Annotated in this window: 13 protein-coding genes; all 13 read left to right on the top strand. The window is 44.3% G+C overall.

All coding sequences use genetic code 11. The features are described 5' to 3' along the window. Window positions 1-4: 4 nt before the first annotated feature. The 13 genes from mutS (at window position 5) to fabG (ending at window position 13652) form a co-directional block, all read left to right on the top strand. Entirely contained in the window at window positions 5-2632 is a 2628-nt protein-coding gene (mutS, locus tag LRC_RS07385) for a DNA mismatch repair protein MutS (protein WP_014073832.1), read from the top strand. A gap of 3 nt (window positions 2633-2635) precedes the next feature. After that, a complete protein-coding gene (gene mutL, locus LRC_RS07380; protein ID WP_014073831.1) occupies window positions 2636-4555 on the top strand; it encodes a DNA mismatch repair endonuclease MutL in 1920 nt (639 codons plus the stop codon). Window positions 4556-4614: 59 nt separating this feature from the next. After that, window positions 4615-5226 (top strand): Holliday junction branch migration protein RuvA, encoded by a 612-nt coding sequence (gene ruvA, locus LRC_RS07375; protein ID WP_014073830.1) that lies wholly within the window; start codon window positions 4615-4617, stop codon window positions 5224-5226. A 20-nt stretch (window positions 5227-5246) separates the two neighbouring features. Beyond that, on the top strand, window positions 5247-6254 hold the full coding sequence (gene ruvB / locus LRC_RS07370) for a Holliday junction branch migration DNA helicase RuvB (protein WP_014073829.1): 1008 nt from the start codon (window positions 5247-5249) through the stop codon (window positions 6252-6254). 14 nt (window positions 6255-6268) lie between these two features. Next, window positions 6269-7312: a tRNA preQ1(34) S-adenosylmethionine ribosyltransferase-isomerase QueA gene (queA, locus tag LRC_RS07365; RefSeq protein WP_041820049.1), complete on the top strand. Its 1044-nt coding sequence runs from the start codon at window positions 6269-6271 to the stop codon at window positions 7310-7312. Window positions 7313-7329: 17 nt separating this feature from the next. After that, window positions 7330-8475 (top strand): tRNA guanosine(34) transglycosylase Tgt, encoded by a 1146-nt coding sequence (tgt, locus tag LRC_RS07360; RefSeq protein WP_014073827.1) that lies wholly within the window; start codon window positions 7330-7332, stop codon window positions 8473-8475. Window positions 8476-8561: 86 nt separating this feature from the next. Further along, window positions 8562-8906 (top strand): preprotein translocase subunit YajC, encoded by a 345-nt coding sequence (gene yajC / locus LRC_RS07355; RefSeq protein WP_041820047.1) that lies wholly within the window; start codon window positions 8562-8564, stop codon window positions 8904-8906. Between the two features lie 813 nt (window positions 8907-9719). Next, window positions 9720-10166 carry a 3-hydroxyacyl-ACP dehydratase FabZ gene (gene fabZ, locus LRC_RS07350; protein ID WP_014073825.1) on the top strand — a complete coding sequence of 149 codons (447 nt, stop codon included), beginning with the start codon at window positions 9720-9722 and terminating at the stop codon, window positions 10164-10166. A gap of 77 nt (window positions 10167-10243) precedes the next feature. Then, window positions 10244-10684: a MarR family winged helix-turn-helix transcriptional regulator gene (locus tag LRC_RS07345; RefSeq protein WP_014073824.1), complete on the top strand. Its 441-nt coding sequence runs from the start codon at window positions 10244-10246 to the stop codon at window positions 10682-10684. Between the two features lie 17 nt (window positions 10685-10701). Then, complete coding sequence (locus LRC_RS07340) at window positions 10702-11682, top strand: beta-ketoacyl-ACP synthase III (RefSeq protein ID WP_014073823.1); 981 nt, start codon at window positions 10702-10704, stop codon at window positions 11680-11682. Window positions 11683-11722: 40 nt separating this feature from the next. Further along, the gene (locus LRC_RS07335) at window positions 11723-11968 is read left to right on the top strand and encodes an acyl carrier protein (RefSeq protein ID WP_003698835.1); all 246 of its coding nucleotides are present in this window, start codon (window positions 11723-11725) and stop codon (window positions 11966-11968) included. Between the two features lie 11 nt (window positions 11969-11979). Continuing rightward, window positions 11980-12906 carry an ACP S-malonyltransferase gene (locus tag LRC_RS07330; RefSeq protein WP_014073822.1) on the top strand — a complete coding sequence of 309 codons (927 nt, stop codon included), beginning with the start codon at window positions 11980-11982 and terminating at the stop codon, window positions 12904-12906. A 14-nt stretch (window positions 12907-12920) separates the two neighbouring features. Next, window positions 12921-13652, top strand: a complete 732-nt coding sequence (gene fabG, locus LRC_RS07325) for a 3-oxoacyl-[acyl-carrier-protein] reductase (protein WP_014073821.1) — start codon at window positions 12921-12923, stop codon at window positions 13650-13652. The last annotated feature ends 11 nt before the right edge of the window (window positions 13653-13663 follow it).

Here is a 13663-nt window from a genome sequence, read left to right as displayed (position 1 = left end):
TTTAATGGCTAAAACTCAAACTGAAACACCGATGATGAAACAGTATTTGGAAATTAAAGAACAGTATCCGGATGCTTTTTTGTTTTACCGATTAGGCGATTTTTATGAAATGTTCAATGAGGATGCGGTCAAAGGCGCACAATTGCTTGAGCTTACTTTGACAACGAGAAACAAGAAATCAAAAAATCCGATCCCGATGTGCGGCGTCCCGCACCATGCCGTGCAAAACTATATTGATATCCTGATCGACAAGGGATACAAGGTCGCAATCTGTGAACAGATGGAGGATCCAAAACTGGCAAAGGGCATGGTCAAGCGAGAGGTCATCCAGTTGGTGACCCCTGGGACAAATATTGACATGCGAACCGGAGAAGCGGGGGAAAACAACTATCTGACCGCACTTCATGAACAAGACGGAAAATATGGGTTTGCTTATGCCGATCTTTCAACCGGTGAGTTGAGATGTTCTATTTTAGAAGATGACGACAGTCTGCTCAATGAAATGATCAGTTTGAAAACAAAGGAAATCGTGATTGATGAAAGCGTTTCTGAAAAAACGGTTGAAAAAATCAAGAAGCTTCGCGTGCTTGTTTCCAGTCAAGAAAGCGTTGAACCGGCGTCAGAACTATCATATGCAGTTCAAGACGTTGAATCGGATCTTGAAAAAGAAGTTTTGAATCATCTGCTGACGTACGTGAAAAAGACCCAGAAAAGAACGCTTGCGCATCTTCAAAAAGCCGTTCACTATGAACCGGCGTATTTTTTGAAACTGGATCGTTATGCAAAACAAAATCTTGAGCTTTTGCAAAACGCACGGACCGGGAAAAAATCCGGCACGCTCTTGTGGCTGTTGGACGAAACCAAAACGGCCATGGGTGCCAGACTTTTAAAACAGTGGATCTCTCGTCCTTTAATCAATCCGGCACAAATCAAGGAGCGTCAACTGATCGTCAACGATCAGTTGGAACATTATTTTGAACGTTCAAGTCTGCAGGATGAGTTAAAACAGGTTTATGACATTGAACGACTGGCAGGACGCATCGCTTTTGGAAACGTCAACGGACGAGATCTGATTCAGCTCAAGACATCTCTTGCCCACGTTCCGCAGATCAGGTACGTTTTGGAAGAGCTCAACGAGCACGGAATCTATGACGGGATTTTAGCGCGCCTTGATCCTGTCGAAGACGTCTTTGAGCTTTTGGATCGGTCAATTGATGAAGAACCGCCGATTTCGGTGACGGAAGGCGGCGTGATCAAGCCTGGATACAATGAAGAGCTTGATAAATACACGGATGCAATGAAAAACGGCAAGCAATGGCTGGCTGAACTGGAAGCAAGCGAGCGTGAAAAAACTGGCATTCATAACCTCAAAATCGGGTTCAACCGTGTATTTGGCTATTATATCGAAGTCTCGAAAGCAAACGTAGCGAAACTTCCTGAAGGTCGATATGAAAGAAAGCAGACTCTGGTCAATGCCGAAAGATTCATCACGCCCGAATTAAAAGAAAAAGAGGCACTGATTCTTGGAGCGGAAAGCAAGACGTTTGAACTGGAATATCGTTTGTTCGTCGAAGTCAGGGAAAAGGTCAAAAAGCAGATTGAGAGGCTGCAAAAACTTGCAGCAGCCATTGCCGAGCTCGATTGCCTGCAAAGTTTCGCAAGCGTCAGCGAAGATAACCATTTTGTTTGTCCGACGCTTGTTTCAGACAGTCACGATCTTGAAATCAAAGCAGGGTGGCATCCCGTCGTTGAACGCGTTTTGGGCAAGCAAAGCTATGTGCCGAATGATGTTTCAATGCCGGAAGGACGCGATATTTTGCTGATTACCGGACCCAACATGTCAGGCAAGAGCACGTATATGCGACAGCTGGCTTTGACGGTAATCATGGCTCAGATCGGCTGCTTCGTACCTGCAAAGGAAGCAAAGATGCCGATTTTTGACCAGATTTTTACTCGCATCGGTGCAGCCGATGATTTGATTTCAGGTGAATCGACGTTTATGGTCGAAATGAAAGAGACGAATGAAGCTTTGCAAAACGCTTCAAAGAACAGCTTGTTATTATTTGATGAAATCGGACGCGGAACGGCAACTTACGACGGCATGGCGTTGGCTCAGGCAATTATCGAATACGTTCATGACAACGTGCAGGCTAAAACGCTGTTTTCGACGCATTATCATGAATTGACCGTGCTTGACGAAGAACTTGAGCATCTGGAGAACATTCATGTCGGAGCCGTCGAAAAAAACGGTGAGCTTGTTTTTCTGCACAAAATGAAGAAAGGTCCGGCCGATCGTTCATACGGGATTCACGTTGCAAAACTTGCCGGAATGCCGGAAAAGCTGCTTGAACGGGCCGATGTAATCTTGAAGAAGCTTGAAAGTACTTCTGAAACGCACGCGGAAACTCAAAAGACGACCAAAACCGAGCCGATTGAGGAACTCAGCGTTTCTGAAGGAGACGTTCAGCTTTCGCTTTTCAAAGAACCGGCTGAAAAAAAGGAAAGCACAAAAACAGGCAGGAAACAGTCAAAGATCGTTTCAGAATTGGAAAAAGCGGACTTGATGTCTTTAACGCCGATGGATGTGATGCTGATGGTTCACAAATGGCAGCAAGAATTGAAGAAGGGATGACGAATGGCAGAGATTCACGAACTGTCTGCCGTTTTGGCAGATCAAATTGCCGCAGGCGAGGTCGTTGAAAGACCGGCTTCGGTTGTAAAAGAACTGGTTGAAAATGCCCTTGATGCCAAAGCGGCACAGATTACGATTGAAACAAAAGAGGCAGGCCTTGAAATGATCAGAGTGACTGATGACGGTGAAGGAATCGAGGCAGACGATGTCGAAACGGCGTTTAAACGGCATGCCACGAGCAAAATCACCAGTCGAGAAGATCTTTTCAGGGTGGCCACGTTAGGTTTTCGCGGCGAGGCCCTGCCTTCAATCGCATCCGTTTCGGACGTTGTTTTGATGACCGCTCATGCAGGCGATGAAACTGGAACGACGATTCATATCAAGGGCGGAAAAATCGTTTCAAACGATGCAAGTCAGCTCAGAAACGGAACGCAGATAACCGTCAGCGATCTGTTTTTCAACACGCCGGCTCGTTTGAAATACCTTAGCTCGCTTGCGACGGAGCTTTCGCACGTTTCGGATATTGTGAATCGCCTGGCTTTGAGCCATTCGGACGTGGCATTTGTTTTGAAAAATAATGGCAAGACTCTGCTCAAAACAGCCGGGAACGGAAATCAAAAGCAGACTTTCAGCGCAATTTACGGGGTGAAGTCAGCAGCAAAGATGATTTATTTTAATGCCAAAGACCTGGATTTTGAAGTAGACGGAATGGTGTCATATCCGGAATTGACGCGGTCGAACAGAAACGGCATCAGTCTGATGATCAACGGACGCTATATCAGAAATTTCAAGCTGACAAAGGCAGTTTTGAACGGCTACGGATCAAAGCTGATGGTCGGGCGCTTTCCTTATGCTGTCATCAATATCAGGCTTGATCCGCTTCTTTGTGACGTCAACGTCCATCCGACGAAGCAGGAAGTCAGAATCAGCAAGGAACCTCAGCTTGAAAAATTGATTTCTGAAGGAATTTTTGCACGTTTGTCACAGGAAAATCTGATTCCGAATGCCGTTAAAAATCTCAATCATTCTAAGCGAACCGGATTTTCAGGCGAGCAGACAGACCTGTTGGAGAAATCTCCGAAGTATAAAGGTCCGGTTTCGGCTGAAGTTACGGCAGCTTTGGTCGGGGAAAGTCTTGATGATAAACTTGATGGAAAGCAAAACGTGCTTGCAAAAGACGTTAGGCCGATCGTGATTTCAAAGCGCACCGACCTTGAAAAAGCCGAATTGAAGATTTGGGATCAAAAATACATGCAAAGGAAAACGTCCGTAAAAGACCAGGAAATTTCTGCGGAATCTTCCAAAAAAAGGTTTCCGGAATTGCGTTATATCGGTCAGATGCACGGAACGTATCTTTTTGCAGAATCAGAAGACGGACTTTATATCATTGACCAGCATGCCGCTCAAGAGCGTTGCAAGTATGAGTATTACCGGACTGAAATCGGAAACGTTTCTTCAAATCAGCAGCGTCTGCTGGTGCCGATCGTGTTGACCTACCCGACGACCGATGCTTTAAAAATTGAGGAAAATCTTGATAAGCTTGCAAATCTCGGCATTGAATTGGAAGATTTTGGAAAAAACACGTATATTTTAAGGCAGCATCCGACATGGTTCAAGCAAGGCGAAGAAGAAGAAATCGTGCGTGAGATGATTGACATGTTTTTAAACGACGACAAATTGACAGTGGCAAAATTCAGGGAAAAAACCGCCATCATGATGAGTTGCAAACGTTCGATCAAAGCCAATCATCATTTGGAAGAAGAACAGGCGAAAGTTTTGCTCAAAAAACTTTCAACGTGTGAAAATCCGTTCAATTGTCCGCACGGACGGCCTGTTTTGGTTCATTTTACTTCAAAGGACATGGAGCATATGTTTAAGAGAATTCAGGACCCGCATCAAACGGGATTTAATGACGAATTATAAGCAAAAAATGCAAAAATATGTTACTATTATATGCGCAAGTTTAGAAGTGAGGATATGCAATGTATGAATATTTGATAGGCACGATTACGCAAGTTTTTCCCGCATATATCGTTGTTGAAAACAACGGCATCGGTTATCTGATCAATGTGGCCAATCCGTTCAGGTTCAAATCAGACGAAACTAAAAAGGAAAAAATTTATTTGCACCAGATTGTCCGCGAAAATGAAATCGTGCTATATGGTTTTTCTGATTTCAATGAAAAACAGCTTTTTTTGAAACTGATCAGCGTTTCAGGCATTGGGCCGAAGAGCGCACTTGCGATTTTAGCCAATGAGGATCACAACGGGTTCGTTTCAGCGGTCAATAACGATGACGATGCTTACTTGACCAAGTTTCCCGGAATCGGCAAAAAAACTGCCAAGCAGATCATCTTGGATCTCAAAGGCAAGCTTGGAGGACTTGAAAGCGGCAAGCCGCTTAAGGGACAACAAGATTTGGAAATCGTTGCAGAGCAGACATCCCCATATTTGAAAGAGGCACTGGAAGCGCTGCTTGCATTAGGGTATACGAAAACGGAAGTCAAAAAGACCGGCAGGAAGCTGTTGGACTTTAAGGGTGATTCAACCGATGAATATTTGAGACAAGCGTTGCGGTTGATGATGAACAAATAATTTTAACGGGAGGAGTCCATGTGACTGAAGACAAGCGAATCGTTTCGGGAGAAAATCTTGACGCAAGCGAACAAGCCGACTTGACGCTTCGTCCAAAGACTTTGAAAACATATATCGGACAAGAAAAAATCAAACGCGAACTTTCCGTTTATATTGCAGCAGCGAAACAACGGGAAGAATCGCTTGACCATGTTCTTTTATACGGTCCTCCCGGCTTAGGCAAGACCACGCTCGCCTGCATCATTGCCAATGAAATGCAGGTCGGCATCAAAACGACGACCGGTCCGGCAATTGAAAAGCCTGGCGATTTGGTGGCGCTTTTGAATGAACTGGAGCCTGGTGACGTTTTGTTCATCGATGAGATTCATCGTCTTCCCAAAAACGTTGAGGAAATTTTATATTCGGCGATGGAAGACTTCTACATCGATATTATCGTCGGACAGGATTCGTCGGCTCATCCGGTCAGATTTCCGTTGCCGCCGTTTACTTTAGTCGGGGCAACCACGAGAGCCGGAATGCTTTCTGCACCTCTAAGGGCACGTTTTGGAATCGTCGGTCACATGAATTATTACGAAGACGATGAGCTGACGCGGATCGTTCAGCGTTCAGCAGCTGTTTTTGCGGCTCAGATCAGTGCTGACGGAGCGTTTGAAATAGCGAGACGTTCGCGCGGGACTCCGCGCGTCGCCAATCGGCTTTTGAAACGCGTGAGAGATTTTGCCGAAGTTGCGCATAAAGATGAGATTGATACGCAGATCGTGTGCTATGCTCTGGATTTGCTTAGAGTCGACCAGTGCGGTCTGGATGACACGGATCGCAGACTTTTGAGAACAATGATCGAATTATACGGCGGAGGTCCGGTCGGACTGGCGACTTTGGCCGCCAATATCGGCGAAGAAACGGAAACGGTCGCTGATATGATCGAACCATACTTGATGCAGCGCGGTTTCATCAAGCGAACTCCAAGAGGTCGCATGGTGACGCCACTCGCATACAAGCATTTGAACTTGAAAATTGATAATAATTGAGAAGGGTGACTATTTTGTCAGAAAAACACTTAACGACTGAAGACTTTGATTATGATTTGCCGCAGGAATTGATTGCGCAGACTCCTTTAAAGGAACGAGATCAATCGCGTCTGCTCGTGCTTGATTCAAAGACGGGCAAATATCAGGATGATTATTTTTATAACGTCATCGATCGTTTGAATCCGGGAGATGCCCTGGTTATGAACGATTCTCGCGTCATGCCGGCCCGTCTTTACGGAGTCAAGCCTGAGACCGGAGGACACGTTGAAGTCTTGTTGCTGAACAATACTGACGGAGATAACTGGGAAACGCTCGTCAAGCCTGCCAAACGTGCAAAAGTCGGTACGGAAATTTCTTTTGGCGACGGCAAGCTGACTGCAACCGTAACGGAGGAACTGGAGCATGGCGGCAGGATGATCGAATTTCATTATGACGGCATTTTTATGGAAATTCTCGATCAGTTAGGAGAAATGCCGCTTCCTCCTTATATCAAGGAAAAGCTTGACGACCCTGAAATGTATCAGACGGTATATTCAAGAGAAATCGGCTCTGCTGCTGCGCCGACTGCCGGACTGCATTTTACAAAGGAATTACTAAAAAAAATTGAAGACAAGGGCGTAAAACTCGTTTATCTCACGCTTCACGTCGGTCTTGGCACGTTCCGTCCGGTCAGTGAAAAAAATATCGAAGATCACAAGATGCACAGCGAATTCTATCGTTTGACGGAGGATGCCGCTAAAACGTTGAATGAAGTCAAAGCAAACGGCGGCCGCATCGTTGCAACGGGGACGACTTCAATCAGAACGCTTGAAACGATCGGGACGAAATTTAACGGTGAAATTCGTGCCGACAGCGGTTGGACTGATATTTTCATCAAACCAGGCTATAAATGGCAGGTCGTTGATGCATTCATTACGAATTTCCACTTGCCGAAGTCGACTTTGGTAATGCTCGTTGCATCATTTACGGGACGCGAAAATATTTTGAACGCATATCGCCATGCCGTTTCAGAGAAGTATCGTTTCTTCAGTTTTGGCGATGCGATGTTTATTTATTGATACGGAGGAATTAACATATGAGTGAACCAGCTGTCAAATATCGGCTGATTAAAAAAGAAAAGCATACAGGGGCACGTTTGGGAGAATTGATCACGCCGCACGGAACTTTCCCGACGCCAATGTTCATGCCGGTCGGCACGCAGGCAACCGTCAAGTCGATGTCGCCAGAGGAACTTAAAGAAATGGGTGCCGGAGTGATTTTGTCAAACACCTATCACCTTTGGCTTCGTCCAGGCGAAGATCTTGTCAAAGAAGCCGGCGGTCTGCACAAGTTTATGAACTGGGATCGGGGAATTTTGACTGATTCGGGCGGATTCCAGGTGTTTTCCTTGGCTGAAATGCGCAACATTACGGAAGAAGGCGTTCATTTTAGAAGTCATTTGAGTGGAGAACCGCTCTTCTTGTCACCTGAAAAGGCAATTCATATCGAAAATTACCTTGGATCTGATATCATGATGAGTTTTGATGAATGTCCGCCGTTTTTCGAATCATACGACTACATCAAAAAATCGATCGAACGTACGAGTCGTTGGGCCGAACGCGGGCTCCGCGCTCATGAAAATCCAGAGACGCAAGCCTTGTTCGGAATCATTCAAGGCGGAGGTCACAAGGAACTTCGTGAACAAAGCGCAAGAGACCTTGTCTCGCTTGATTTTCCGGGATATTCGATCGGTGGTCTTTCCGTTGGCGAATCAAAGGCTGAGATGAATCATGTTTTGGATTTCACGACGCCGCTCATTCCTGAAAACAAGCCGCGCTATCTGATGGGCGTCGGTTCTCCTGACGCTTTGATCGACGGTGCGATTCGCGGAATCGACATGTTTGACTGCGTTTTGCCGACGAGAATTGCAAGAAACGGAACATGCATGACTTCGCACGGCCGTTTGGTGGTTAAAAACGCAAAATATGCGCGCGACTTTTCGCCAATTGATGACAACTGCAATTGCTACACGTGTCGAAACTATACCCGTGCTTACGTTCGTCATCTGTTCAAGGCTGATGAAACGTTTGGACTGCGTCTTACGAGCTATCATAATCTTTATTTCCTGCTCAATCTGATGAAACAGGTGCGCCAAGCCATTATGGATGACAATCTGCTCGAATTCAGGCAGGATTTCTTCGAGCGCTACGGGTTGAACGTGGCTAATCCGAAGAACTTTTAAGTTTTGGTAAAAGCCATTAAAAGACTGGAAAAAATTCGTTATTTTTGATACAGTGTACTGTAGTATTTTTCTAAGGAGTGAATAATTTGTCATCTTCAATTTCAACAATCGTTATGTTCGTCGTTTTGATTGCTTTGATGTATTTCATGATGATCAAGCCGCAAAAAAAGCAGCAGCAACAACATCAAAAAATGTTGTCTGAGCTTAAGCCTGGCGATGAAATCACGACAATCGGCGGACTTCACGCTGTCGTTTCTGAAATCGATAAGGAAAAAGCGCTTGTCACGCTTGATTGCGACGGCGTTTATCTGGACTTCTCAAGAAACGCGATCGCACGCGTGACTAAGAAGGCTGAAAGCCAACCGACAGCAGCTGCTGAAGAAGAAAAAGCACCTGAAACAGAAGAAACAACTGAATCAGAATCCAAGTAATTCTTGGTTGCAAAAAGACCTCGTCTTGTCAGAAGGCGAGGTCTTTTTGTCATGCGTTTTGTGAATTGTCCCCCTTGTCAAGGACACCGTAAAATGTTTTTTCACAATAATTTGGAAGTTAAAAATTTTCGTTCCGTGTTTTTGGACAATGCATATTTCTTAACTCTTTAATCTGGACAACCTGTTTTTTATTAATAATGTGTTTCATTCATGGTGCAGGGGCAGAATATTTTATCCAAATTCCCTTTGTCCATGAAAATGGGACAATCATTTTTATGACTAAAAAACGTGATTGAAACAATGGATTGTGAAATTACGGTGTCTACTGTTATGGGGAGAGTATATTGCAAAAGCATTTTTTGACCGTTGATAAAAAAATCCGGTCTTGCATCATGAGCTATGTTTACATATGAACATCTATTTTCGCATAAACTTCATAATTAAAACATATATACAATAGTGCCCTTTTGATTAAAAACAGATAAGAATTTTGAATATCAAAATAGCTTAAAAATTCTTTTTTCTAAAGCGAGAATCTGTTGTCTAAATTATAGCTTATTTATCCATAATTTTTTCACTATCAATACTTTTTCTAAATGAATCTTAATAATGCATAACAATACTGTATTTATCATGATACTTTGAATAGTCAAAGCATCTTTGCGAAATTTTGAGGCAACTGAGCAAATATAAAATTGAGGAAACTCTAATCGTAGAATTAGTTTAGTTTGACACTGAATATTAAATATAATATGATTCATTCATCGAATAGTTTGATATTCGAAATAATTTGAATTAAGTGAGGTGACACGCGTGAAGGTAATGGATGCACAAGAGATCATGGACATGATTCCAAATCGCTATCCGATCTGTTACATCGATTATGTCGATGAACTCGTTCCTGGTGAAGAAATCACGGCAACAAAAAACGTAACGATCAATGAATCCTTTTTCCGTGGACATTTTCCGAATAATCCAGTCATGCCTGGAGTTTTGATCATTGAAACGCTTGCTCAGGCAGCGTCGATTTTGATTTTGAAATCTCCTGAATTTGAAAACAAGACGGCCTATTTGGGTGCCATTCATCAGGCAAAATTCCGCAAGGTAGTTCGCCCTGGTGATGTCTTGAAGCTTCACATCGTGATGGAAAAGAAGAAGTCCAACATGGGCATCGTCAAGGCTGCCGCGCTCGTTGACGGCAAGAAGGCCTGCACTGCAGAGCTGATGTTTGCTGTTTATGACAGGGATGAAAAGATTTAGTGGAAAGACCGCTTTTTATTTGTTATTATTTTGATAGTCAAAATATTTGGAAAGCAAAAAGATAGGCGGTATGAATTATGGATGAACGCAGTCAATATATCAATGATGCCCTAATTCGAATCTACAGTGATATCTTATGGATTGAAGAAAAAGAGCTGCGCAAAAGCAGGTTTAACGACTTGACGATCAAGGAAATGCATGCGATCAACGCCATTTCGATGTATGATCACAAAACGGCGACAGAGGTTGCAAATGAGCTGCACCTGACCCCGGGAACTTTGACGTCGACGATTGACCGATTGGTTAAAAAGGGTTATGTTGAGCGAATCCGCGGATTGGACGACAGACGCGTGATCAGACTCGGACTGACCAAAAAGGGGCGAGTGATGTATCGTGCTCACGATGCATTTCACCATAAGATGGTTGAGGGGTTTTTGAAAGATATCAGTCCCGAAGAAATGAAAATCGTTGAAAAGGCGATTCGAAATCTTGAAGACTTTCTGAATGAAAATTCTTAGAACAGGGTGTTTAAGAAATGAAACGTTTGAAAATTGAGGCATTGGCAAAAAGTGTTCCCGAAATGCGGGTGTCAAATGACGATTTGGCAGAATTTATCGAAACGTCAGATGAATGGATCAGCCAAAGAACAGGAATTAAAACCAGACGAGTCAGTCTTGGCGACAACACGTCCGATCTTTGTGCCAAAGCGGCAGAAGAGCTGCTTTCAAAAACGTCGACGGAGGCTTCGGAAATTGATTTGATTATCGTCGCAACGATGACTCCTGACAGTGCAACGCCTTCGACGGCTGCAATCGTTCAAGGCAAAATCGGTGCCAAAAATGCGGTTGCCTTCGATATCTCAGCTGCTTGTTCAGGTTTTGTATATGCATTGGTTACGGCAGCATCGATGCTTGATTCAAAGCATGCCAAAAAAGCTTTGGTAATTGGCGGAGAGGTGCTTTCAAAATCGCTTGACTGGAGCGATCGCACGACATGCGTCCTGTTCGGTGACGGAGCGGCCGGAGCATTGATCAATTGCGATTTTGACGGAGATTCCGCTTTGCTTGGCTACAGTTTGAAGAGCTTCGGCGAAGACAGCGATAAGCTTTCATGTCAAAAGACGCTGCCGCTTGCAAAATTTCCGCCCGAATCGAACAAGAAAACGGCAACTCCGTTTGAAATGGACGGCAGAGCGGTTTATAATTTTACGACCAAAATCGTTCCGACGGTGATTAAAGCTGCCGTTGAAGACAGCGGACTCGGGTTGGATCAGATCGATCGTTTCGTCTTGCATCAGGCAAATGCGCGAATCATCAAAGTGATTGCCAAAAAACTGCATCAGCCGTTGGAAAAATTTCCTGAAAACATTTCGGAATACGGGAATACGTCAGGGGCCAGCATCCCCCTGCTTTTAAGCGAACTTTCCGAACAAAAAGAACTTGTTCGCGGTGAAACGATGCTTCTTTGCGGATTTGGCGGTGGCCTTTGTGCTGGAGCCTGCGTGATTCGCTACTGAATTTTAAATCAATTACACATTATTTTAAGGAGAAATTATCATGACAAAAGAAGAAGTTTTAGCAAAAGTACAAGAAATCGCAGCAGAACAATTGGACGTCGACAAAGAAGAAATCGTGCTGACGGCAAATATCAAGGATGATCTTGATGCTGACAGTCTCGATGTTTTTGAAATCATGAACGAACTTGAAGACAGTTTCGATATTCAGCTTGATGCCGATGAAGGCATTCAAACGATCGGTGATGTCGTTGACTATGTTCAAAAGCAATTGGAATCAAAGGATTAAGAGGTGTTTTTTTGACAAAAGTCGGACTTTTATTCAGCGGACAAGGCGCACAAGTTCCGGGAATGGGAAAAGATTTCTATGAGAAGATTCCGGTCTTTGCCGAAACGATCGACCAGGCTTCAGAAATTTGCGGCTTTGATCTGACGGGGTGCTTTGGAAGTTCTGAAATGCTCAAGCAGACGAAGTACGTTCAGCCGGCGCTTTGCGCATTTTCTTACGGGGTTTTTAAAGCTTTGAAAAATGCAGCACCGGATCTGAACGTCGTCGGCGGAATCGGACTTTCGCTTGGCGAATATCCGGCTTTGATTGCTTCTTCAATGCTTGATTTTGAAACCGGCATGAAACTCGTGTCGAAAAGAGCAGAGTTCATGCAGGAAGACTGCGATCGTCATCAAAGTTCAATGGCTGCAATTTTGAAACCTGACGTCGAGCTTGTTGAAAAAATCTGTGCCGAAATTTCGACGGACGAAAAGCCGGTTTCGATTGCCAACTATAATTCGCCAAAACAAGTCGTCATCGGAGGCGATGATGAAGCCGTAAAAAAAGCATCAGAGAAACTGTCTGAGGAAGGCAAAATGCGCGTAGTCGAGTTAAACGTCAACGGCGCGTTTCATACGCCTTTGTTCAGGACGTCTTCTCAAAGACTTGGCGAAGTCTTAAAAGCCGTTTCGTTCAAGGATCCTGAATTTGTCATTGAGAGCAATACCGACAAGATTCCGTTCACGAAAGAAAATGCAGCCGAAATTTTGCAGCGACAAGTCATGTCGCCAACACATTTTGCTGCTTGCGTTGAAAAAATGATCAAAGATTGTGAAATTGAAACTTTTATTGAAATCGGACCCGGCGAGACGCTGTCGAAATTCGTCAGGCAAATTGATCGAAACGTTGGACGCGCCTCGGTTGAAACGCTTGAAAAAATGCAGAAATTTTCGCTTTAACGAGGAGGAAAAAGATGAATCTTAAAGGAAAAACGGTTTTTGTAACCGGATCTTCTCGAGGCATCGGTGCTGCTTGTGCGGAAGCATTTGCTAAAAAGGGTGCCAACGTTATCGTTAACGGGCGTCACGGCGTAAGTGACGAGTTGGTCAAAAAAATTGAAGCAAACGACGTCGTCTGCAAAACGATCATTGGAGACGTTTCCGTTGCAGAAGACGTCAAGAGGATGACGAAAGAGGCCTATGAGGCATTTGAAACGATTGATGTTCTGGTCAATAATGCCGGGATTACGAACGACAAGCTTTTAATCGGCATGAAAGACGAAGATTTCGATGCCGTTGTCAACGTCAATTTGCGCGGAACGTTTTTGATGACGCGTGCTTTTTTGAAGAAAATGTACAAAAAAAAGAGCGGAGCGATTATCAATCTTGCATCAGTCGTCGGATTGCACGGAAATATCGGTCAGGCAAATTATGCGGCTTCAAAAGCCGGCATAGTCGGTTTGACCAAAACTTGCGCAAAAGAGGGTGCTTTGCGCAACATCAGATGCAACGCGATTGCGCCGGGAATGATTGAAAGCGACATGACCAGTGTATTAAGCGATAAGGTTAAGGAAGAAACATTGCGAGACATTCCGCTCGAACGTTTCGGCAAGGTTGAAGAAGTTGCTGAAACGGCGGTTTTCTTGGCCGAAAATGATTATATTACGGGCCAGGTAATTCCGGTTGACGGCGGAATGACGATTTAGGAGGGAGTTAG

This window comes from Ligilactobacillus ruminis ATCC 27782, assembly GCF_000224985.1.
Lineage (GTDB): Bacteria > Bacillota > Bacilli > Lactobacillales > Lactobacillaceae > Ligilactobacillus > Ligilactobacillus ruminis.
Note: the sequence above shows the minus strand (reverse complement) of the source record. Positions and strands in the feature narration are given on the sequence as shown.